Source organism: Pseudoflavonifractor sp. 524-17 (assembly GCF_009935845.1).
Taxonomy (GTDB): domain Bacteria; phylum Bacillota; class Clostridia; order Oscillospirales; family Oscillospiraceae; genus Pseudoflavonifractor_A.
The window spans coordinates 33237-54878 of record NZ_QWEK01000020.1 but is presented as its reverse complement, the minus strand read 5'-3'; the positions used below and the strand labels follow the sequence as shown (position 1 = coordinate 54878).

The following is a 21642-nucleotide window of genomic DNA, read 5'->3' as shown; positions in this document are numbered from 1 at the left end:
TAACGATAAGAAAAGTTGGGATAAAGGAGACCGTTATGCAGGACACCGCCGAGAAGCGCCCTGCCCTGGTGGGCGTTGCAGAGGAGAAGACCACGCTGCTCCCCTTTCTTCTGGCCCATGTGGCCGGGAAATCCAGGAATAATGTAAAATCCATGCTGTCCGGGGGGCAGTTTTTGGTCAACGGCCGGGCGCGCAAGCGCCACGACTGTCCTCTGGCCCCGGGGGACCGGGTGGAGCTGCTGCCCCGGCAGGAGAAACCCGCCCCGGCGCTGCCCTTCCCCGTGCTCTATGAGGACAGGGACATTATCGTCATCGACAAGCCCGCCGGCCTGCTCACCATCGCCAATGAGCGGGAGAAGGTGCGCACCGCCTACCACATGCTCCGGGCGTACAGGGAGGAAAAGGAGCGGGGCGGGCGGGTGTTCGTGGTCCACCGGCTGGACCGGGACACCTCCGGCGTGGTGCTCTTTGCCAAGAACGAGGAGACAAAGCTGGCCTTTCAGGAGGCGTGGGACCGGCGGGTGCTGCGCCGGGGGTACCGGGCGGTGGTGGAGGGCGTCCCGCCCAAAGCCCAGGACCGGCTGGTGTCCTATCTGCGGGAGACCAAAACCCACCTGGTCTATGCCGGGGGCCCCGGCGGGGACGCCAGGGAGGCGGTGACCCGGTATCAGGTAATCGCCGCCGGCGGGGGGTACGCCCTGCTGGACATTGACCTGGAGACCGGGCGGAAGAACCAGATCCGGGTGCAGCTGGCGGAGATAGGCTGTCCCATCGCCGGAGACAGGCAGTACGGCGCGGAGAGCCGCCCCCTGGGCCGGCTGTGCCTCCACGCCCACGAGCTGCGCCTGGAGGACCCCCGCACAGGGGAAGTGCGGACCTTCTCCGCCAGAGAGCCTGCCGCCTTCCGCCGGCTGTGCCGGTAATATGTGACACGAGAGCGCACCGCAGCGAAAACCTGCGTGCGCTTCTTTTTTCTCCCGGAGCGCATAAAAAGCTGCCGGTCCAGGTGGGGACCGGCAGCAAAGAGAGGGTATTTATTGGTTAAAGCAGGCCACAAAGTGGCCGGGGGCGCGCTCTCGCAATGGGGGCTCCTGCTGCCGGCACTGATCGGTGGCGTGGGGGCAGCGGTTGGCGAACCGGCAGGCGTTGGGCGGATCGATGGGGGAGGTGATCTCCCCCTTGAGCAGAATCCGCTTTGTCTCGCGGTGGAGCTTGGGAATGGGGATGGCGCTGAGAAGCGCCTTTGTATAGGGGTGTGTGGGGTGGGAGAAGAGGTCCTCCGAAGGGGCCTTCTCCACCAGCCGCCCCAGGTACATCACCATAATGTCGTCTGAGAAGTGGTTGACCACAGACAGGTCGTGGGTGATGAACAGATAGGTCAGGCCGATTTTCTCCTGCAAATCCTTCATCAGGTTGAGGATCTGGGCCTGAATGGACACGTCCAGGGCGGACACCGGCTCGTCGCATACAATGAATTTGGGATTGACGGCCAGGGCCCGGGCGATGCCGATGCGCTGGCGCCGGCCCCCGTCCAGCTCGTGGGGGTAGGCGTTTACCAGCCGCTCGGACAGGCCCACGGTCTCCATCAGCTCCAAAACCCGCGCCTGCCGTTCCTGTTTCCCCCGGATCAGCCTGTGCAGGCGGATGGGCTCCGCGATGGTCTGGCCCACCGACTTGCGGGGATCCAGGGAGGAGAAGGGGTCCTGAAAGATCATCTGCATCTTGGTGCGCATGGCCCGCATCTGGGCGGGGCTGAGCTTGCTCACATCCTCGCCCGCGAAGCGTACCTCGCCCCCGGTGGGCTCCAGCAGGCGGAGGATGGCCCGGCCCATGGTGGACTTGCCGCAGCCCGACTCCCCCACCACACCCAAGGTCCGCCCCGCCTCCAGGGTGAAGGTGACGTCGTCCACGGCGTGGAGGGTGCCCCGGGGCGTTTTAAAGTACTTTTTCAGGTGATTGACCTGAAGCAGAGGCGCGGTGGATGTTACTCCCATACGGCGCTTCCCCCCTTCTCAAAGCAGATCTGCCGGCAGCGGTGGCACTCCGCGTAGTGCTCCTGGGTCCGGTAGAAGCGCTCCGGCCTGTGCTGGGCGCACTGATCCGTGGCGTAGGCGCAGCGGGTGCAGAAGGCGCAGCCCTCCGGCAGGTTGGCCGGGTCCGGCATCAGCCCCGGAATGGGCTTGAGCCGGGCGGTGCGGTCCTCCAGATTGGGCAGGGAGTCGAACAGCCCCCTAGTGTAGGGGTGGAGCGTGTGCTCAAAGATATCCTCCAGGGTGCCATACTCCACAATGCGGCCGGCGTAGATGACCGCCACCCGGTCGCAGGTCTCCGCCACGATGCCCAGATCGTGGGTGATCATCAGCATGGACATCTGATATGTTTGCCGCAGCTGCTTCATCATCTCCAGCACCTGGGCCTGGATGGTCACATCCAGGGCGGTGGTTGGCTCGTCCGCGATGAGCAGCTGGGGGGAGCAGGCCAGGGCCATGGCGATGACCACCCGCTGCTTCATGCCGCCGGAAAACTGGTGGGGGTATTCGGAGCCCCGCTCCCCCGGGATGCCGACGGTTTCCAGCATCTGTCTGGCCTGCTCCACCGCCTGCCGCTCCGGCAGGCGGGTGTGGTGGGCGATGACCTCGGCGATCTGCCGCTCCACGGTCATCACGGGATTGAGGGAGGTCATGGGGTCCTGAAAGATCATGGAGACCTGTTTTCCCCTGATTTTCCCCATCTCCTGCTCGCTCTTGGCCAGCAGATCTTCCCCGTCCAGCCGGATGGACCCGGCGCGGATGCGCCCGGCGGGCTGGGCCAGCAGGCGCAGCACGGACAGAGCGGTTGTGGTCTTCCCCGCCCCGGTCTCCCCCACCAGGCCCAGGGTGGTCCCCTGCTCAATGGACAGGTCCAGGCCGTTGACCGCGTGTACCACCCCGTCCAGGGTGTGAAATTCTACCACAAGGCCCTGGATGTCCAGGGCCAGACTGCCGTGTCTCTTCTGATCGCTCATCTCGCCCCTCCTGTCACTTGAGTCTGGGATCCAGCGCGTCCCGCAGGCCGTCTCCCAGAAGATTGAAGGCCAGAATGGTCAGCATGATGGCCAGGCCGGGGAAAAAGGTCATATAGCTGTAGTCCCGGATATAGGTCCGGCTGCTGGCCAGCATGGCGCCCCACTCCGGCCGGGGGGCCTGTACCCCCAGCCCCAGAAAGCTCAGGCCCGAAATAGTGAGAATGGCGAAGGAGACGCTGATGGTCAGCTCCACCAGAATGGGGGCCAGGCAGTTGGGGAGCACATGGTGGATAATGATGGTGCCGTTTCTCGCCCCAATGGCCCGGGCGGCCTCGATGTGCTCACAGTCTTTCACCGTCATCACGGCCCCTCTGGTGATGCGGGCGAATTTGGGAATGCTGGAAATGGTGAGGGCCAGAATAAGATTCCGCATGGAGGTTTCCAGCGCCGCCACAATGGCGATGGCCAGCAAGGTCCCCGGGATGGCCATGAGCATATCCATAACCCGGGAAATAATCATGTCCACCCGCCTGCCGTAGAAGCCGGAGACGGCGCCGATGGCCCCGCCCAGGAAGGACGCCATAATCGTGGCGGCGAACCCGATGGACAGGGAGACACGGGTCCCGTGGATCACACGGGCCAGAATGTCCCGGCCCAGCTCATCCGTCCCGAAGGGGTAGGCAAGGGAGGGCCCCTGGCACATCTCGGCGTAATTCTGCTTGATGACCGTCTGCTCATAGTTGAACAGCACATCCGCAAAGACGGCCAGGAGGATCATGATGAGAATGATGATAAACCCAAGGACCGCCGTCTTGTTCTGGGCCAGCCGGCGCATGGCGTCATACATCTGGCTGTTGTGCCGTCTGGCGTCCCGGGATGCTGGCTTTGCCGCCGCTTGTACTGCCATAACTATCCCCCCTTACGCGTATTGGGATTTCATCCGCGGATCGATAAAGCCGTACAGGAGATCCACGATGAGATTCACAATGGAAAAGAAGATGGCGAAAATGATGATACAGCCCAGCACCGTGGGGATGTCCCGCTGCTGGATGGAGGTGATCATCAGCCGGCCAATCCCCGGCCAGGAGAAGACGGTCTCCACCAGCACCGAGCCGGACAGCAGGAAGCCCACCTGGATGCCGATGGAGGTCATGGTGGGAATCATGGCGTTGCGCAGGGCGTGCCGCCGGATGACCCGTCCCTGGGAGATGCCCTTGCTGCGGGCGGTGCGGATGTAGTCCTGACGGATGACCTCCAGCATAGAGGCCCTGGTGGTGCGGGCCACGGAGGCCATTGAGCTCACGGCCAGGGCGAAGGCAGGCAGAATCACGCTCTTCCACTCGTCCGCGCCGAAGGGGGGCAGCCAGCCCAGCGTCAGGGAGAACAGCAGAATCAGAAGCAGCCCCAGCCAGAAGGAGGGCATGGACACCCCCAGCAGGGAGAGCACCATGCACAGGCCGTCCAAAAAGGAGTTCTGCTTGATGGCCGCGATTGTCCCCAGGGGAAGGGCCAGCAAAATGCAGATGATGATTGACGCGGCCGCCAGCCAGAGCGTATAGGGCAGCCGGGCGAAAATCTCGTCAGAAACCGGGGCGTTGGTGCGGTAAGAGGTGCCCATGTCTCCGTGGACCAGATTGAGCATGTACCGCCCATACCGGACCAGAACGGGGTCGTTGAGGCCCATCTCCTCCCGGAGCTGGGCGATGGCCTCCGGCGTGGCGTTCTCTCCTAGAATAATCCGCGCCGGATCCCCCTGGGCCATATTTAGAATGAGATATACAATGAGCGTCGCGCCAATAATGACTGGCAGAAGAGAGATCAGACGCTTTAATATGTACTTTAACATTCCTCTTCCCCTTCCTCTTCTTCGGCTCTGCCGCCTGGGGGACGCCTTACTCCGCCCCCAGGCGGCCTGCCGGGTGATTCAATTACGCGGAAAACCTCTTATTTCCAGAAGAGCCAGTGGTAGTAGGCCGCGCCTGTGGCGTTGCAGTTGGCTCCGCCCAGACCGCTGTTGTACGCTTTCACATAGATGGCGCTGTACAGGGGGATAGTGGGACAAAGCTCATTGAGGCGGGCCACACACTGAGTCATCAGCGCCTGGCGCTGGGTGTCGTCCAGCGTGACCGCCGCCTGGTCCAGAAGAGCGTCGATCTCAGGGTCGTTCAGCCGGGTGCCGTTGGTGGCGCCGATGTTCTTGGAGTGGTAAAGGGTGGTGACCCACTGCTCCATGGTCCGCTGGGCCAGCTGGATGATGCCGGCGGTATAGTCCCCGCTGGCGTAGCTGGACAGCCAGGTGGCGTTGTCCATGGACTCCAGGGTGACTTTGATGCCCAGCTCTCCCAGATTGGCCTGGATGATGGTGGCGGTGCGCAGGTCGGCGTCGCTGGTGTAGACCAGAGGCATCTCCACCGTGGAGGGATCCACTCCGGACTGGGCCAGATATTCCTTGGCCTTGTCCAGGTCATAGCCCACCGCGTTGTCATTGGTGGAGCAGGTATACCCCGCAGGAGCGTTGGAGATGGCGGGATTGGCAAAGCCGTTCATGGTGACCTTGATGATGCTCTCCCGGTCGATGGCCGCGGAGATGGCCCGGCGGAACATCACATTATCAAAGGGGGGCTTTTCGTTGTTGATCATGACGTAGACCAGGCCCGCGCTGTCCTGACGCAGCACCTCTACATTAGAATTCGCCTCCAGCTTGGGCACGTCGACGGTCTCCAGGTCGTAGAGATAGTCCACGGCGCCGGACTCCAGGGCGATGGTGCGGGCGGAGCCCTCGGGGATGATGCGCCAGATCATGTGGGCAATGGCGGGCTTCTCGTCGGGATTGAAATAGTTCTCGTTGACCTCATACTCGATCTTGTCCCCAGGGGTATAGCCCACGAACTTGTAGGGGCCGGTGCCGTTGACGTGGGTGTTGAAGTCCACGCCGGCGTCAATGTCATCCTTGCTCAGAATGGATACCTGCTGGTTGGTCAGGTCCATGAGCAGGCTGGAGCAGGGGCCGTTGGTAGTGATCTTTACAGTATAGGGGTCCACAACCTCGACGCTGGCGATCTTCTCTACATACTGCTTGGCCTGGGCCACGGTGGCCGCCTTCTCCAGGGTGGCCTTGACATCCTCGGCGTCCATGTCGCTGCCGTCGTGGAATTTTACCCCCTGGCGCAGGTGGAAGACCCATTCGGTGTCGCTGACAGCCTCGTAGCTCTCAGCCAGATCGGGCTCGGGTTGGAGGTCATCCCCCACCCGGACCAGACAGTTATGGGTGAGCAGGGTGGAGACGCAGGTCATCATCCAGTTCTGATTCATGGTGTCAAAGGTGGGAGCCTCCCGCCCGGCGGCGATGACTACCGTGTCCTTCACGGCGCCGCCGCCGGTTGGACCGTTGGACTCAGAGGGGCCGGCCGACTGCTTTGGGCCGCAGGCCGAAAGGCCAAGGGTGAAGCCCACGGCCAGCAGCAGGCAGCTCACGCGAACGCGAAATGGTCTCTTCTTCATGTTTACACCTCGTCTTTCTGTTTTCTGTGCAAGTGACACATTCTCTTCCTGTTGTTTATGGCTATCATATCATAAGTTGCTCCGGCGCACCTCCTCCAATTTCTGGATTGTATCAATGAGTGCCCCCGCCCTGGGGTGCCAGGGCGCGCTGCATGGAACCAAGGTCAGGATGTAAATAATTTTTTACTCGAGCATAGTATACATAAAAATATTTTTACTGTCAAGTCTGAACTGAATTGGTCGATTGTCACAAAAAAGTTGAAATTTATCCGGATATTAGAGATATAATGGACGATTTCTCTACTGACAGGCGTAAAAATCAAAATCCAAAAAGCCATTGACAGAAAAATTTTTACACTCTATAATATAAGCGTAAAATATATTTTACTCATGCCGGCAGGGGGATCCTTCCGCCGGCTGGTCTGGGAAGCCGTATTAAATAAGGGGGCCTTGCGGCAATGACGATTTCGGAACGACTCAAAGAGGTGTATCCCTCTCTCAGCCCTGGCAAACGGCTGGTAGCCGACTACATCAACTCCAATCCTGATATCGCGGCATACTGTACGGCCTCTCAGCTGGCGAAGAGCGTGGGGGTGAGCAACGCCCAGATTGTAAAGTTTGTAAAGTCTATCGGGTTTGACTCCTATAAGGATCTGCAAAACGCCATCCGGGGCGAGGTGGTGCAGCGGGTGAGCATGTCCGGCTCCCTGCGCAGCTGGAGGGCCAACGAGCAGCGGGAGATGCGGGATAACTGCTGGAATATCATCAATCAGGACCGGGAGAACATCCGCACCACCTTCGCCGCCGTTGACTTCAGACAGATGGAGGAGATCGCAGACCGGATCGTAGCCGCCGGCCGGGTGGGCTTTGTGGCCGCCCGCACCGGCGCGGCCTGCAATCTGATGGCCTCCATCTTCATGGGGGAAATGCGGGAGAATATCTTTCACTTCACCCCCGGCTTCAACAACACGGTGGACGCCCTGAAGTGGTGGGGAGAGAGGGACGTTGTGCTGGGGGTAAGCGCCTACAGCTATGGCAAGGGTTTTAGCACGGATATGCTGGATCTGGCAAAGTCCAAGGGATGCTATACCGTCTGGTTTACGGACAGCGAGTCCTTTATGCAGACCCCTGTAAAGCCCTATGACCAGGTGATTCAATACGCCACCCACAGCGCCATGCTCTCCCTCACAGCGCTGGTGGCGCTGTACAATGTGCTTAACTATCTGGTGGCCGTCCGGCTGAACGACTCCATGGAGTCCATCAGCTATACGGAGGAGATGCTGTTCCCGTCCAACGGGAATGCCGCCCCCTTTCTGGAAAAATTGGAGCCCACGGAGCAATGACATAGCCCCTCGCCCTTGCTGCATGGAACACAGCATAGGACGGATGGAAAAAGGAGCTATACTGAAATTATGCAGAAGATTGACATGCTGGTGCGGGACGCCAGGTTAATAGTACCAGGGCAGCAGCAGGCCGGCGGCGGCGCCGCGGTTGCCATAGATAATGGTATGGTCCTCGACATCGGCGGCGGCGCCCTGTGTGAGCGGTACGCGCCCGCGCAGGTGCTGGACGCCAAAGGAATGTATCTCGTCCCCGGCTTCATCAATACCCACGATCACCTCTTCCAGGTGCTCACCAAGGGGCTGGGCAAGGAGCGCCCCCTGTGGCAGTGGCTGGAGGGCACCATCCGGCAGATGACCCCCTATATGGACGAGGAAGCCCTCTACTACGCGGCCCTGGCGGGCTGCATGGAGAACCTGCGCAGCGGCGTGACCACCATGCTGGATTTCCAGTACTGCCACTCCCATGCGGGACAGTTCGACGCGGTGTGTCAGGCCTTCCGGGACTGCGGCATCCGGGGCTATGTGGGGCGCATCCGCCACACCGGCGACTACCTGGGCCTGTCCAAGGTGCCCAAGGAGAGCACCCAGGACTACTTTGCCGCCGTGGACCGCATTCACCGGGCCATGGAGGATCCGGCCATGCTGGACGTGGCCCTGATTGCGCCGGGAATGCCCGGCTTGTTCGACGACCCCTACTTCAGCCCGGGATTTTTCCGGGAGATCCGGCTGTGTGCGGAGGAGCTGTCCATTCCCTACACCCAGCATCTGGTGGAGACGGTGGACGACGACGCGTACATCACCGCCAAGACTGGCATGACCAGCGTGGAGTATCTGGACAAAGAGGCGTTCTTCGGGCCGCGCTGTATCCTGGCCCACTGCGTCAAAATGGCGGAGCCTGATTTTGCGGTGTTCCGCCGCCACGAGGTGAAGGTGTCCCACAATCCCGTATCCAATATGCTTCTGGCCTCGGGGGTGTCCCCGGTGCGCCGGTTCCTGGAGGAGGGCATTTGCGTCAGCCTGGGCATTGACGGCTCCGGCAGCAATGACGGGCAGGATATGCTGGAGACCTTGAAAATGGCCTGCCTGCTGCAAAAAGTGTCCGCTCTGGACGCCCAGGCCCTCACCGCGGCCCAGACGCTGGAGCTGGCCACCCTGGGCGGCGCCCAGGCCCTGAACCGGGCGGATCTGGGGATTATCGCGCCGGGAAAGCGGGCGGACTTCTTCCTGTATAACCCGGCGGTGCTGAAATCCGCCCCTGTGGCGGACCCCGTGGCCAGTCTGGTGTATTGCAGCGGAGAGAGCAACGTACACACTGTGGTAGTCAACGGAAAGGTAGTGCTGGAGGACGGAGCCTTCCCCTGCCTGGACGAGGGGAAGGTCATCGAGCAGCTCATCCGCTGCGCGGAAAAGGTGCGGGCCGCCTCCGGCATCATGTCAAGGTAACGGAGGGGCGGGGATGGAGCACAGAAAACCCCTTATTTTGGGGGTAAACGGAAGCCCACGCCGGGGGGCGGCGGCCAAGGCGCTGGGGATCAGTCTGGAAGCCGCGGCCCAGGTCCCAGGGGTGGAGACCGTCCAGATTGATTTGGCCGGGAAGGAGATCCGCTGCTGCACCGGGTGCAACGCCTGCCGGACCCGGGGACTGGACCACTGCCCTGTATTTCAGGATGATTTCGCGGCGGAGTTTTTCCCCTTGTACCTGGGCTGCGATGGGATCCTCCTGGCGTCCCCGGTCTACTCCATGAATCCCACGGGGCTGCTGATGAACTTCCTCAACCGGATGCGCCCCGCCGGGGGCAGCCGGAGCCCCCGGGGAATGGCGGGAATGCGTATGGGGGGCTGCATCGCCGTGGGGGGACGGCGCAACGGCGGACAGGACACGGCCCTGGCGGCGATGAACGCCGCGCTGCAGAGTACGGGGACCAATGTCGTGGGCGGCGGTGTGTATTTCTACAACGGCGCCGCAGTCTGGTCCCAAAACGAGAGAGCGTTTGACGACCCCACGGGGACTCTGGAGCTGGAGGCCCTGGGGAGAAAAGTGGCCTGGGCGGCAAAGATTGTCCAGGCGGGACTGGCCTGCCTGGAAGGGCAGGTGAGCGCGGCCAACTGCGCGGGCTTTGCGTCCCAGGAGCAGATGGCCCAGGCCAGGAGACAGCTGGGCTTGACCTAGGCCACGTTTGAAAAAGGAAAAAGCGCCGTCTTAGGGCGTCTTTTCCCCCAAGTAAAGAGAAGACAACCCGACAAAATTAGGAGGTCATTGAGTATGGATAACCACAGCTATCAGAAGCCGAAGAAGGTCCGCATTGTCGTTGATCACTGCCGGCCCCACCCGGAAAACGGGCACACCTGCCGCTGCCACCAGGAGGGACAGGTTTTTGAGTTTGACTTTGAGCGCTGCCCCCAGAATTTCTGCGCCGCCGCGTTCCACAGCCTGTGGCCCGCCCTGCGGGTGCTGGAGCTGGGGGGGCGGCATCCCTGGGATGCCAAGGAGGGCTGCACTTTGGTGGCCTGCCCGGATCCCGTAGTTACGGTCAACTTCCGGATCGAGGCGGTAGAGGAAGAGGAGTAAGAAGCGATGAAATCGCCTGACAAAGCGCAGTTAAAGGCGGCGGCGCTGGATTATATCCAAAAACACCGCCAGGCATATCTGGACCTGGGCCGGGATTTTTACCGCCATCCCGAGCTGGCCTTTCGGGAGACATATACCGCCCAGAGGCTGCTGGACGAATTCAGCGCCCTGGGGCTGGCGGAGGTGACGCGGACGGCCCACACCGGCGTCACGGCCAGGCTGCCCCTGGGCAGGCCAGGGCGGAACTTTGGGGTCATTGCGGAGCTGGACGCCCTCTATCTGCCCAATCACCCCGACGCGGACACTGCCACCGGCGCCGCCCATGTGTGCGGCCACCACATCCAGACCACCGCCCTGGCGGGGGTGGCAAGGGCGCTGAAGGAGAGCGGAGTGGCCCAGTTCCTGGCAGGGACGGTGTCTTTCTTCGGCTGTCCGGCGGAGGAAGGGTCCGTTCCCAAGGAGCTCTATGACACCCTGTGCCGGGAGGAGGGCTTTCACAGCGCCAGCGGTAAGCAGGAGATGCTCGCCCGGGGATGCTTTGCGGGGGTGGAGGGCCTGCTCAGCACCCACGCGCTGATCAATGACAGCAAGGTGACTCAGCCCGCCCTTCTCTCCGCGGGGTGCGACGGGTACAACCGCTGGGTCTTTGATATCCGCGGCCGCACCGCCCACCCCACCATGGACCCCAGCAAGGGGATCAACGCCCTCAACGGGGCCGTGCTGGCCCTGCATGCGTTGCAGTGCGTGCGGGAGTCGTTGGCCCTGGACGACTACTCCATTATTCTCACCGCCATGGACGAGATTGTACAGGCGCCCGGCGCCATCCCCGACTATGTCAGGCTGCGGGTGACGACCAAAAGCAAGACGCCCGCCATTCTGGAGGAGATTGACGGCAAGGTGTGCCGCGCCGTCCAGGGAGCCGCGGGGAGCATTGGGTGCCAGGTGGACTGTGAAAAAATCCCCGGCTATCAGTCCTTTATCGCGGATGAAGCGCTCAGCCGCGTGTACATGGACAACTGCCAGGCTATCACCGGCACGGCGGTGCCTGTCCGTCCCCATGGGTACTACAGCAACGACCTGGGGGATGTGTCAAAGCAGGTGCCCACATCGCAGATTGTGGTGGGCGGCTTCTCCGGCGCCCTGCACTCGGAGCGCTTCCGCATTGAGGACGAGGAGATGGCCTACCTGCTGCCGTCGAAAATGATGACGTGTACCCTGATTGACCTGCTCTATGCAGAGTAGGAGATGGCCGGCACCAAAAAAAGCGAGGAACGGATTAAATTCCGTTCCTCGCTTTTTGTTCGGTCAGTCGGCCTGTTTTTTCTGGCGGAAGGGGGGCGGGAGATAAGCGTCGGGTCCGCCCGGGCCGGCCACGTTGCGCATTCGCTCCCGCACCTTAAAGATGCAGTCGTCGGGGGAGGCGAAGCCCAGCACCACGTCCTCCGCAAAGGCATGGCAGTTGGGCGCGCCGCAGGAGCCGCAGTGCAGGCCGGGGAGGCGGCTCTCAAACGCCTCGATCCGCAGGTGCTTGGACATGGCCTGGCTCCGGTCCTCATCCAGCTGGAAAGCGGGGCTGTACTGGAGAATGCGGTTAAATTTCAAAGCCTCCTGTTCCTCCGGAGTGACCGGCGCGGTATGCTGGGTCGGGGGCAGAGTCTTCATCATGCGGCGGATGCGCATCCGGGCGGAGTAGGGATTCTCCACGTTGAGACAGCCGCCCACGCACCCTTGGGTACAGGCGGACAGCTCGATAAAATCCACCTCTGGCTGGCGGCCGTCCTCAATCTGCTCCAGCATCTGGATGGCGTTGTCAATGCCGTCCACCGCCAGAAAGCGGGTGGAGCCCCGGGCGTGGCTCTCCCCGCTGGCCACCGCCACGCCGATGCCGGTGGCCCCGGCGGAGCGCATGGGCGTAAGCGCACCAAGCTCCTTCATGGGATGGAGCAGGCGGAGATAAATGTCCCGAATGGCAAAGGCGCCGTCCAAAACAGGCTGCTCCAGCCCCTCGGGCTTGTGGACGGCGGTGACCTTGGCGGGACAGGGCACAATGGCAAATACACCGATGTCCTCCGGAGGCAGGCCGGTCTCCGCCGCCGCCTCCCGCCGGGCCTGGATGGCGGCCAGCTCCATGGGGAGAATGAGGGGGTCGATATGCTCAATCAGCCGGGGAAAGCGGATGCGGATCAGGCGCAGAATGGTAGGGCAGTGAGAGGAGATCAGAGGCGAAGGACGCTCCGAGTTCCTGTGCTCCCCGCTGAACGTGAACTCGGACAGAAGCTCTGACGCCTTGGACGCCTCATATACCTTGTGAAAACCCACCTGAAGCAGACCATTGAGCACCAGATCAATGTCCCACATATGGTGAAACTGTCCGTAAAGCGCGGGCTCCGGCACCGCCACGCAGAAGCGAAAGCGCTCCAGCCCGTCCAGGCTGTCGCTGACGGACTTAATGGCCCGGTGGGGACAAAACTGGATGCAGCGGCCGCAGTCAACGCAGCGGTCGGGCAGAATGGTGGCCTTGCCCCGGCGGACCCGGATGGCCTCCGTGGGACAGTTTTTGATGCAGGTTGTGCAGCCGCGGCACCGGTTTCCGTCTATGACAACAGCGTGTTTCATATCGGCATCATCTCCAGAAGAGGGGGGCGGTTATCCGATTTTCAGCATCATAGTCACCGTGGTACCCTTTCCCACCTCGGTCTCAATGGTCATCTCGTCGGAATAACGCTTCATGTTGGGCAGGCCCATGCCGGCGCCGAAGCCCAGGCTTCGGATCTCGGGGCCGGCGGTGGAATAGCCCTCCTCCATGGCCTTGGGCACGTCGGGAATGCCGGGACCCTGGTCTACCATGCGCAGGACAATCTGATCCATGGTCACCGTAACCTCTGCCTGTCCGCCGTTGGCGTGGATGACCATGTTGATCTCCCCCTCGTACATGCAGATGGCCGCCTTGCGGATCACATCCGAGGGCAGGCCCAGCTTTTTCAGGGCCATTTTCATCTTGCTGGAGGCCTCGCCGGCCTCGATAAAGTCCCCGCCCTCTACCGGGTATACCATTTTTACAGGTTCCATTTGTCAATTCCCCCTTAGTCCATTGCTGTACAAAAGTCCGCAGGCGGTGTACATCTGCTCGCCCGATGTCATGACCACGATGTCCCGCTCCTGCGCCAGGCGGACAATGTCCTCCCCGGGCTGCTTGCCCCGGACAAAAACCACGCACTTGATGTCGGTCATCTCCGCGGTGCGGATCACCTGGGAATTAACCATCCCGGTGAGCAGGAGATTTTGATCGTGGACATAGGCCAGCACATCGCTGAGAAAATCGCTGCCGCAGCAGGAGGTGACCTCCTCCTCCAGCCGGGACGACCCACAGAGAACCGCAGCGTTTAGGATCTCTTTTACCTGACTCAACCGCATCTTTTGCCTCCTGTCCGCTGGGTGCCATAAGTAAACTCTCAATTCTAAACACAGATGTATTCTATCACAAAGACGGCATGGGTGTAAAGAGATGTTTGGACTTTTTCCACGCCGTCTCATAAATCTGGAACCGGCCTTCAGATACAAACAAAAAATACCGGCCTGTGCGCATTTGGACGTGCACAGGCCGGCTGTCCATGGACGGCGAAGGCAGGCTTTGGAGGAAATTACTGGATCTCCTCAATGGGGAGAAGGCAGCCGCCGGCGTCGTATTTCAGGCACTGGATGTCCGCCTTGGTGTTGCGGATGATGTCATCCATGCGGATGCCCTCGGTGATGTTGGCCACGAAGGTGTAAGCCACGCCGTGGCGCTTGGCCCGGCCGGTGCGGCCGATGCGGTGGGTGTAGTTCTCCAGCTCGTCGGGGACGTCGTAGTTAAAGACGGCGTCCACGTCGTCGATGTCCAGGCCCCGGGCGGCCACGTCGGTGGCCACCAGCACCCGCACCGCCCCCTTTTTGAACTTTTCCAGGGTCTTTTCCCGGATGCGCTGCTGAATATCGCCGTGGATGGCCTGACAGGAGATGCCCCGCATGGCCATAAGGCCGGCCAGCCGGTCGGCCATATTTTTGGTGTTGCAGAAGGCGATGGCACGCTCGTATTCCCCGTGGGTGATGAGCGCGCACAGGGTGTCCAGCTTCTGGGTGCGGCCGTCCAGGTCGATGCGGTACTGCTGGATGTCCGGCTTGGACTCCTCCACCGGACGGACGGTGATCTCCACCGGGTCCCGCTGGTACACCCAGGAGATGTCCATCACCTCCCGGGAGATGGTGGCGGAGAACATGCCCATATTCTTGCGGTGCTTGATCTGGTCCAGAATGCGGGTGACGTCCCGGACAAAGCCCATGTCCAGCATCCGATCGGCCTCGTCCAGCACTACGGTGGCCACCTTGTCCAGCCGGACGGTGCGCCGCTTCATGTGGTCCATGAGCCGGCCGGGGGTGGCCACCACAATCTGGGGCCGTTTTTTCAGCTGGGTGATCTGCTTGTCAATGGGCTGTCCCCCGTAGAGGCAGACCACCCGCACCCCCTCTTTAAAGGCGCACAGGTCCCGCAGCTCCTCCTGGATCTGGAGGGCCAGCTCCCGGGTGGGAGCCAAAATGAGGCACTGCACGTTGGAGGAGGCGGGATCGATGTGCTCCACCATGGGGATGCCGAAAGCAAAGGTCTTGCCGGTGCCGGTGGGGGCCTTGGCGATGACGTCCTTCCACTCCATAAAGAAGGGGATGGCCGCCGCCTGGACGGGGGTGGCCTGGGTGTAGCCCTTTTTGTCAATGGCCCGGAGAATCCCCTCTGAGAGGCCCAGGCCGGCGTAGTCGGATTGGCAGCGGATCTGCTCGCCGTTAATTTCTATCATTGTACTTTGTTCCTTTCCGATGATTCGGATCCGGCCGGGCCGTAGCGGCGGGCCAGAATGTGGATGATCTCCGCGATGCAGCTGTCGTCGCAGGAGCCCACCATGACGGCGCCCCACTCCTTCACCGCCGGGGCGCTGTTGGCCGGGGCGAAGGGGACGGCAGAGACAGCCAGCATGGGGATGTCGTTCTCATTGTCCCCCACGCAGTAGATGTGTTCTCGGGAAACCCCCAGGCGGCGGGCCAGCTCCAGCACCATGCCCCCCTTGCTGCTGCCCTTGCGGGTGAGTTCCAGCAGGACCTGGTTGGAGAAAATGGCCTCATAGTGCTCCCCCCAGCGGGAGAGAATATACTGCCGGGCCTGGTCCAAAACAGCGCGCTGGGTGTGCTCGATGAGCACCTTGGACAGCGGCTGGGGGATGTCCCGGATGGCCAGCTGGGCGCCCTCAGAGCCGATGCGGTCCAGGTGGGCCCGGGTGACTGCGTTGGGGTTGTGGAGGTAGATGTCGTCGCCGTGGTACGCCTCAAACCCGATCTGGGGGACGAGGAAGGTGAGCTCCATGAGATCCTGAAGCACCCGGTCCGGGAGAAAGGTTTCGCAGACGGTCTCCCCGGCGCGGAAATCGTAGAGGGCGGACCCGTTGGACAGGATGACCGGCGCGTTGATGGGGGCCAGATTGGCGCAGGGGGCGAAGGCGGGCCGGGCCCGGCCGGTGGCCACCGTAAAATAGCCGCCCTGGTCGATAAAGGACTGAATGGCGTCCACATTTTTCTGGGAGACTGTCATATCATAGCCGTAGAGGGTGTCGTCAAAGTCAGAAACCAGGAGGACGCCGCTGAATTTACCCAAAATTGCTCACCTGCTTTGCGAATGTTATTTGGCGGAGGAGGGGGACAGGCCGTCAGTGCAGGCGGTCCAGAACCGCCTGAAACCAGGGGGGGAGGGGACAGGACAGCTCCATCCGCTCCCCGGTGCGGGGGTGGCGGAAGGCCAGCCGCCGGGCGTGGAGACACTGACCGGCCAGGCCGGGATAGGGGCGCTTGGCGCCGTAGACCACGTCCCCCAAAAGGGGGTGACCGAAAGAGGCCATGTGGACCCGGATTTGGTGGGTGCGGCCGGTCTCCAGCCGGCACTGGAGATGGGCGTGGCGGTCCAGACGCTCCAGCACCGTCCAGTGGGTGACGGCGGGGCGGCCGCGCAGGTGGTCCACCGCCATTTTTTTCCGGTCGGTGTGGTGCCGGCCGATGGGAGCGCTGATGGTGCCGCAGTCCTCCCGGGGGGCGCCGACGCACACCGCCTCGTACACCCGGCACAGGGAGTGATCCTGAAGCTGGGCGGAAAGGCCCAGGTGGGCAAAGTCGTTTTTGGCGGCGATGATAAGGCCGGAGGTGTCCCGGTCGATGCGGTGGACAATGCCGGGGCGCAGCGCCCCATTGATGCCGGACAGGCTGTCCCCGCAGTGATAGAGCAGCGCGTTGACCAGCGTGCCGTCCGGGTGGCCCGCCGCCGGGTGGACCACCATGCCAGCCGGCTTGTTGACCACGATGACGTCCCCGTCCTCGTACACCACGTCCAGAGGGATCTCCTGGGGGACCAGGTCCACCGGGGCGGGGTCGGGGAGGACCAGGGTGAGCACGTCCCCAGGGGAGAGCTTTGCGTTTTTCTTCACCGGCGCGCCCTCTTTGGACACAGCCCCCTCCTCCAGCAGGCGCTGGGCGGCGGAGCGGGTGAGCTGGGGGAGAGACCGGGTGAGGAACTGGTCCGCCCGCTCCCCCGCCCGGTCAGCGGTCAGATGCAGAGGCGTCATGGCCGGACTCCTTTCCCGTCACCTTGTCGTGAAAAAAGAAATAGTAGACACAGAAGGCAATCCCGCCCAGCACCACGCAGATGTCCGCCACGTTGAAGACGGCGAAGCGGATAAAGATGGTCTGAAACATATCCGTGACGAAGCGGAAGCGGACGCGATCGATGAGATTGCCCACCGCCCCGGCCAGCACCACCGTCAGCATCAGCCGGGCCGCCGGATGGCGGAAGACCTTCACCACAAGGAAGATGAGGACGGCAGAGGCCGCCAGGGAGACCAGAGTGAGCAGCCAGGTATGCCGGGAGAGCAGGGAGAACGCCGCTCCGGTGTTCTGACAATAGGTCAGATTCATAATGTGGGGCAGAAAGGGGACGGACTCCCCCAGGGGGATGTGGGCGCGGACCAGATACTTGACCAGCTGGTCCGCCCCGATGAGCAGACCGGCGAGAAGGACGTAGAGCATAGCAGACTCTCCTACTTGTCAGATTAGATTCCACACCATTCTACCACGAAACACCCGCAGGAACAACTAGAGTCTGCTTGAAACATGCCAGAACGTCCAGAGAGCGGCAGGCTGATAAATATAAGAAATTCCGCTGCGGTTATTTACAAGATGGGGGCAGGTGAGGTATAATCAAAATAATTTAAAATGCGGGTATGGCGGAATTGGCAGACGTGCAGGATTTAGGTTCCTGTGGAGTAATCCGTGTGGGTTCGACCCCCACTACCCGTACCAGCGAAGAAATTCCCTGCACCGCTGCGTTTCCGCCTGTGGCGAAAACTGCGCTGTGCAGGGAATTTCTTCGCTTCCAGCCGTGACCCGCTTCGCTGGGGTCGCGGTTAGGGACAAGCCGGTTTCACTGTGGTGCAGGCGGTGAGACGGGGCCCTCTGGGCGGGCCAGATCGGCGAGGGTGATTTGATCCAGGTAGTCCCGGATGACCCGGTCCAGGCCCTCCCACAGGGCGCGGGTGGGGCACTGGGCGGTGCGGGGGCAGGGGGCGGCCTGCTCCTCCAGACAGGCCACAGGGGCCAGGGACTCTTCCGTAAGCCGCAAAATCTGGCCCGCGGTGTACTGCTCCGGAGACTGGGTGAGCTTGTATCCGCCGCCCTTTCCCCGCAGGCCGGTGAGCAGTCTGGCCCGGACCAGGAGCTTGATAATGCTCTCTAAATATTTTTCCGAGATCTCCTGCCGCTGGGCGATCTCCTTTAAGGGAATATAGTCCCCGTCCTGGCGCTGGGCCAGATCGATCATCACCCGAAGGGCATAGCGGCCTTTTGTGGATACGAGCATGAGAAGCCCCCCTTTCTTCTAACCCATTATACAAAATGGTTAGTGGGTAATCAAGAGGTATAGAAAAACAGACAGGAAATTTACGGAAAAGAAGGGTTGACAAAGGGCGCAGGGCGGTCTATAATTCCAGATAAACCTACTTGAATAGTTGGTATTATGGAGGGAGGCACAGAGCATGAACGCGATCTATACATCTGTAGAGGAGCTGATAGGCAGGACGCCCCTGCTGGAGCTGACCCGCTTGGAGCGGAGCGAGGGACTGGCAGGACATATTCTGGCCAAGCTGGAGTGCTTCAACCCCGCCGGGAGCGTGAAGGACCGGGCGGCGAAGGCTATGGTGGACGACGCCGAGGCCAGAGGGCTGCTCAAGCCCGGAGCGGTGATCATCGAACCCACGTCAGGGAACACGGGGATCGGTCTGGCCTGTGTAGCGGCAGTGCGGGGGTACCGGATGATTGTCGTTATGCCGGAGACCATGAGCATAGAACGGCGCAGGCTGATGGGGGCCTATGGCGCGGAGGTAGTGCTCACAGAAGGAGCCAAGGGGATGGTGGGCGCCATTGCCAAGGCGGAGGAGCTGGCCCGGACCATTCCCAACAGTTTTGTGCCGGGGCAGTTCGTCAACCCCGCCAACGCCGCCGCCCATGAGAAAACCACCGGACCGGAGATCTGGGCGGACACCGGCGGGGCGGTGGATATCTTTGTGGCCGGCGTGGGTACTGGGGGCACGATTACAGGGGTGGGGCGGTACCTCAAGAGCCGGAACCCCCAGGTGAAGATCGTGGCGGTGGAGCCGGCGGCCTCCCCGGTGCTCAGCGGCGGGCGGGCCGGCGGCCACCCCATCCAGGGGATCGGCGCCGGGTTTGTTCCCGGTGTGCTGGATACTGAAATTTACGATGAGATTGTCACCGTGGAGGGGGAGGACGCCCTGGCTATGGGGAGAAAGCTGGCCAGGACAGAGGGGGTTCTGGCAGGGATCTCCTCCGGCGCGGCCTTGTGGGCGGCAGCGCGGGCTGCAAAACGGGAGGAGAACCGGGGGAAAAATATCGTGGTGCTCCTGCCGGATACCGGGGAGCGGTATCTGTCCACAGCGCTGTTTGGAGAATAAAAATTAAGGGGCGTACCGCTGGCCGGCGGTACGCCCCTTAATTTTTATGGTGAGGTGATGGGAAAACATGGGGAGGGGAACGGTCATTTTTCGTAAGGCTTGGACAGAGCCGCCGGACGGGCGGAGGCCTTGCCCCGCACCAGCAGAACCATAACCAGCGCCAGCACCATGGGGATGACCAGGAGGATGCTGGTGGGGATGGGGACGTTGTAGATTTGCAGGCGCATTTGCAGGGCGTTGCCGGCGCCGAAGATAAGACCGCCCAGCAGAGCGCCCACGGGACTCCACTGGCCCAGAATGACGCAGGCCACCGCCATATAACCCCGGCCGGCGGAGATGTTGTCCACAAAGCAGTTCATGAAGCAGATGGACAGGATGACGCCGGAGACGCAGGCGCACACGTTGCCAAAGACGGACATGCCGTACTTCCAGGCGATGACGTGGATGCCCATGGTGTCCGCGGCCTTGGGATACTCGCCGATGGCCCGGATTTTCAGGCCCCAGGTGGTCTTGTAGAGGACAAACGAGGCGACGAGAACCATCAGATAGGACACGTAGACCAGCAGGCTGTGCCGGAAGAAGACAGGGCCGAGAACCGGAATATCGCTGAGCAGGGGAATGGAGATGTCCTGGAAAGCGGGGACAGTGAGAGGCACGTCCCGCACACCCCAGATCATCCGGGCCAGCAGAGAGGTCAGGCCCAGAAAGAGGATATTGATGCCGGTGCCGGTGACAGCCTGATTGGCCCCCAGGCTGATGGTGGCCCAGCCGAAGACAAAGCCCAGCACCACACCGCCCAAAATGGCCAGCACTAAGCCCATCCAGGGCGTCTGGAACAGGTAGGAGCCCAGCACGCCCAGAAACGCGCCGAAGAGGATGCCGCCCTCAATGCCCAGATTGAAGATGCCGGCCCGCTCCAGCATGACCTCGCCCACGGCGGCCAGGATGATGGGGGCGGCCATACGGATGGCGGTATAGAAGAAATCCTGATTGAAAATAGCGAGAAAATCCATTGTCCACCCTCCTTAGGCCGCGTTGGACAGGGTGCTGTCCTGGCGGTTCTTTCGATTCATCTCGCGGATGGCCAGATAGCGGGGCAGCTTCATCAAAACGGGGCTGATGGCCACAAAGAAAATGATAACACCGCTGAGCACCATGCTGAAGCTGGTAGGCAGGTCCGCAGCCCGGGACATGGTGCCCCGGCCGGCCTTCAGCGCGCCAAAAAGAATGCCGGCGATGACCACGCCGAAGGGGTGCTTCTGCCCCAGCATGGCCACGGCCAGGGCCTCATAGCCATAGTTGGACAGGAAGCCGGAGCGCAGGCGGTACTGGGAGCCCAGAATCTCCGCAGAGCCGGCCATTCCGGCCAGACCGCCGGCCACGATGACGATGACCATCTGCATGGTAAAGACGTGGATGCCGGAGTGGCGGGCAGCGGTGGGGTTTTCACCCAAAGTACGCAGGTCGTGGCCAAAGGAGGTCTTGAATAGAATTACATAGGCCAGTACCGCAAGAATCAGGGCGATGAGAAAGCCCGCGTGGAGCCGCGTCTTGGGCAGCAGGATGGGCAGACGGGCGGACAGCGCCACCTGGGCGGACTGGGGGGCGAACTTGTCCGGCTCCTTCATGGGACCCTGGACCAGGGCGGTGATGATGCCGCTGGCGATGTCGTTGAGGAGCATGGTGGTAATCATGAAGTTGACCCCGTGCCGGGCGAAAAAGTAGCCGGGGACAATGGCCCACAGGGCGCCGCCCAGGAAAGCGGCCAGCAGGCAGACAGGGATATAGAGCGGGGCAGGCAGGCCCTGCATGGCAGGCAGCGTACCCACAAACGTGGCGAAAATGCCGCCCATGATGATTTGGCCTTCGCCGCCCAGGTTGATGACGCCGCAGCGGGCGGCCAGGGCGATGCCCAGTCCGGTGAGAATGAGAGGCGTGGCCATCACCAGGCTGTTGGACAGATTATAGGCGTTGCCAAAGGCGCCTGAGAGAAGGGCGGCGTAGGCCTCCAGCGGGGAGGCGCCCTGGGCAAGGATGATAATGCTGCCGATGAGCAGAGAGACCGCAATGGCGACAACGGGAATGAGAATATTGAACAGCTTTTCAAACCGGCGGACCAGCTGGTCAAGGCGGTCGTAGTTGGCCGACGCTTCCGGCTTTGTCGAGGCTTCTGGTTTGGCAGGCATGGCGCTT

At 61.9% G+C, this 21642-nt stretch carries 22 protein-coding genes and 1 tRNA gene; 8 read left to right on the top strand and 15 right to left on the bottom strand.

All coding sequences use genetic code 11. The features are described 5' to 3' along the window. The first annotated feature begins 35 nt into the window (after positions 1 to 35). Positions 36 to 923, top strand: coding sequence for an RluA family pseudouridine synthase (locus D1159_RS09010; RefSeq protein ID WP_161845339.1), 888 nt, complete (start codon positions 36 to 38; stop codon positions 921 to 923). A gap of 111 nt (positions 924 to 1034) precedes the next feature. Here D1159_RS09010 and D1159_RS09005 read toward each other — a convergent pair whose 3' ends face one another. From D1159_RS09005 to D1159_RS08985, 5 genes are all read right to left on the bottom strand, one after another. Further along, positions 1035 to 1994 carry an oligopeptide/dipeptide ABC transporter ATP-binding protein gene (locus D1159_RS09005; RefSeq protein WP_161845338.1) on the bottom strand — a complete coding sequence of 320 codons (960 nt, stop codon included), beginning with the start codon at positions 1992 to 1994 and terminating at the stop codon, positions 1035 to 1037. Beyond that, positions 1985 to 3004 (bottom strand): ABC transporter ATP-binding protein, encoded by a 1020-nt coding sequence (locus tag D1159_RS09000; RefSeq protein ID WP_161845337.1) that lies wholly within the window; start codon positions 3002 to 3004, stop codon positions 1985 to 1987. The genes D1159_RS09005 and D1159_RS09000 overlap by 10 nt, the downstream gene beginning before the upstream one ends. A 13-nt stretch (positions 3005 to 3017) precedes the next feature. Continuing rightward, the gene (locus D1159_RS08995) at positions 3018 to 3911 is read right to left on the bottom strand and encodes an ABC transporter permease (protein ID WP_161845336.1); all 894 of its coding nucleotides are present in this window, start codon (positions 3909 to 3911) and stop codon (positions 3018 to 3020) included. A 12-nt stretch (positions 3912 to 3923) separates the two neighbouring features. Next, entirely contained in the window at positions 3924 to 4850 is a 927-nt protein-coding gene (locus D1159_RS08990) for an ABC transporter permease (RefSeq protein ID WP_161845335.1), read from the bottom strand. A 98-nt stretch (positions 4851 to 4948) separates the two neighbouring features. Further along, entirely contained in the window at positions 4949 to 6505 is a 1557-nt protein-coding gene (locus D1159_RS08985) for an ABC transporter substrate-binding protein (protein WP_161845334.1), read from the bottom strand. 458 nt (positions 6506 to 6963) lie between these two features. Between D1159_RS08985 and D1159_RS08980 the strand changes: the two genes are divergently transcribed. From D1159_RS08980 to D1159_RS08960, 5 genes are all read left to right on the top strand, one after another. Next, positions 6964 to 7848 (top strand): MurR/RpiR family transcriptional regulator, encoded by an 885-nt coding sequence (locus D1159_RS08980; RefSeq protein ID WP_161845333.1) that lies wholly within the window; start codon positions 6964 to 6966, stop codon positions 7846 to 7848. 69 nt (positions 7849 to 7917) lie between these two features. Next, complete coding sequence (locus D1159_RS08975) at positions 7918 to 9291, top strand: amidohydrolase (RefSeq protein ID WP_161845332.1); 1374 nt, start codon at positions 7918 to 7920, stop codon at positions 9289 to 9291. Between the two features lie 13 nt (positions 9292 to 9304). Next, on the top strand, positions 9305 to 10018 hold the full coding sequence (locus D1159_RS08970) for a flavodoxin family protein (protein ID WP_161845331.1): 714 nt from the start codon (positions 9305 to 9307) through the stop codon (positions 10016 to 10018). Between the two features lie 93 nt (positions 10019 to 10111). Continuing rightward, positions 10112 to 10417: a TIGR04076 family protein gene (locus tag D1159_RS08965; RefSeq protein ID WP_161845330.1), complete on the top strand. Its 306-nt coding sequence runs from the start codon at positions 10112 to 10114 to the stop codon at positions 10415 to 10417. A 6-nt stretch (positions 10418 to 10423) separates the two neighbouring features. Further along, positions 10424 to 11659 (top strand): amidohydrolase, encoded by a 1236-nt coding sequence (locus D1159_RS08960; RefSeq protein WP_161845329.1) that lies wholly within the window; start codon positions 10424 to 10426, stop codon positions 11657 to 11659. 63 nt (positions 11660 to 11722) lie between these two features. Here the strand turns inward: D1159_RS08960 and D1159_RS08955 are convergent, their stop codons facing one another. The 7 genes from D1159_RS08955 to lspA all read right to left on the bottom strand — a co-directional run bounded on the left by D1159_RS08955 (position 11723) and on the right by lspA (position 17512). After that, a complete protein-coding gene (locus D1159_RS08955; RefSeq protein WP_161845328.1) occupies positions 11723 to 13033 on the bottom strand; it encodes a [Fe-Fe] hydrogenase large subunit C-terminal domain-containing protein in 1311 nt (436 codons plus the stop codon). A gap of 30 nt (positions 13034 to 13063) precedes the next feature. Next, positions 13064 to 13486 (bottom strand): ATP-binding protein, encoded by a 423-nt coding sequence (locus D1159_RS08950; RefSeq protein WP_161845327.1) that lies wholly within the window; start codon positions 13484 to 13486, stop codon positions 13064 to 13066. Between the two features lie 3 nt (positions 13487 to 13489). Continuing rightward, a complete protein-coding gene (locus tag D1159_RS08945; RefSeq protein WP_161845326.1) occupies positions 13490 to 13831 on the bottom strand; it encodes a DRTGG domain-containing protein in 342 nt (113 codons plus the stop codon). A 227-nt stretch (positions 13832 to 14058) separates the two neighbouring features. Beyond that, a complete protein-coding gene (locus tag D1159_RS08940; protein ID WP_161845369.1) occupies positions 14059 to 15243 on the bottom strand; it encodes a DEAD/DEAH box helicase in 1185 nt (394 codons plus the stop codon). After that, on the bottom strand, positions 15243 to 16094 hold the full coding sequence (locus D1159_RS08935) for an HAD family hydrolase (protein WP_161845325.1): 852 nt from the start codon (positions 16092 to 16094) through the stop codon (positions 15243 to 15245). The genes D1159_RS08940 and D1159_RS08935 overlap by 1 nt, the downstream gene beginning before the upstream one ends. A 52-nt stretch (positions 16095 to 16146) precedes the next feature. Then, positions 16147 to 17052 carry an RluA family pseudouridine synthase gene (locus tag D1159_RS08930; protein WP_161845324.1) on the bottom strand — a complete coding sequence of 302 codons (906 nt, stop codon included), beginning with the start codon at positions 17050 to 17052 and terminating at the stop codon, positions 16147 to 16149. After that, positions 17027 to 17512: a signal peptidase II gene (lspA, locus tag D1159_RS08925; RefSeq protein WP_161845323.1), complete on the bottom strand. Its 486-nt coding sequence runs from the start codon at positions 17510 to 17512 to the stop codon at positions 17027 to 17029. The genes D1159_RS08930 and lspA overlap by 26 nt, the downstream gene beginning before the upstream one ends. 188 nt (positions 17513 to 17700) lie before the next feature. On the opposite strand from lspA, the gene D1159_RS08920 reads away from it, so the two are divergent. Beyond that, positions 17701 to 17785: transfer RNA gene (locus D1159_RS08920), tRNA-Leu, on the top strand. A gap of 121 nt (positions 17786 to 17906) precedes the next feature. On the opposite strand, the gene D1159_RS08915 is transcribed toward D1159_RS08920, so the two are convergent. Next, a complete protein-coding gene (locus D1159_RS08915) occupies positions 17907 to 18341 on the bottom strand; it encodes an Rrf2 family transcriptional regulator (RefSeq protein WP_161845322.1) in 435 nt (144 codons plus the stop codon). A 175-nt stretch (positions 18342 to 18516) separates the two neighbouring features. On the opposite strand from D1159_RS08915, the gene cysK reads away from it, so the two are divergent. Further along, positions 18517 to 19449: a cysteine synthase A gene (cysK, locus tag D1159_RS08910; protein WP_161845321.1), complete on the top strand. Its 933-nt coding sequence runs from the start codon at positions 18517 to 18519 to the stop codon at positions 19447 to 19449. A gap of 83 nt (positions 19450 to 19532) precedes the next feature. Here the strand turns inward: cysK and D1159_RS08905 are convergent, their stop codons facing one another. Further along, positions 19533 to 20462, bottom strand: a complete 930-nt coding sequence (locus tag D1159_RS08905; protein ID WP_161845320.1) for an ABC transporter permease — start codon at positions 20460 to 20462, stop codon at positions 19533 to 19535. Positions 20463 to 20474: 12 nt separating this feature from the next. Then, on the bottom strand, positions 20475 to 21635 hold the full coding sequence (locus tag D1159_RS08900) for an ABC transporter permease (RefSeq protein WP_161845319.1): 1161 nt from the start codon (positions 21633 to 21635) through the stop codon (positions 20475 to 20477). Positions 21636 to 21642 lie beyond the last annotated feature (7 nt).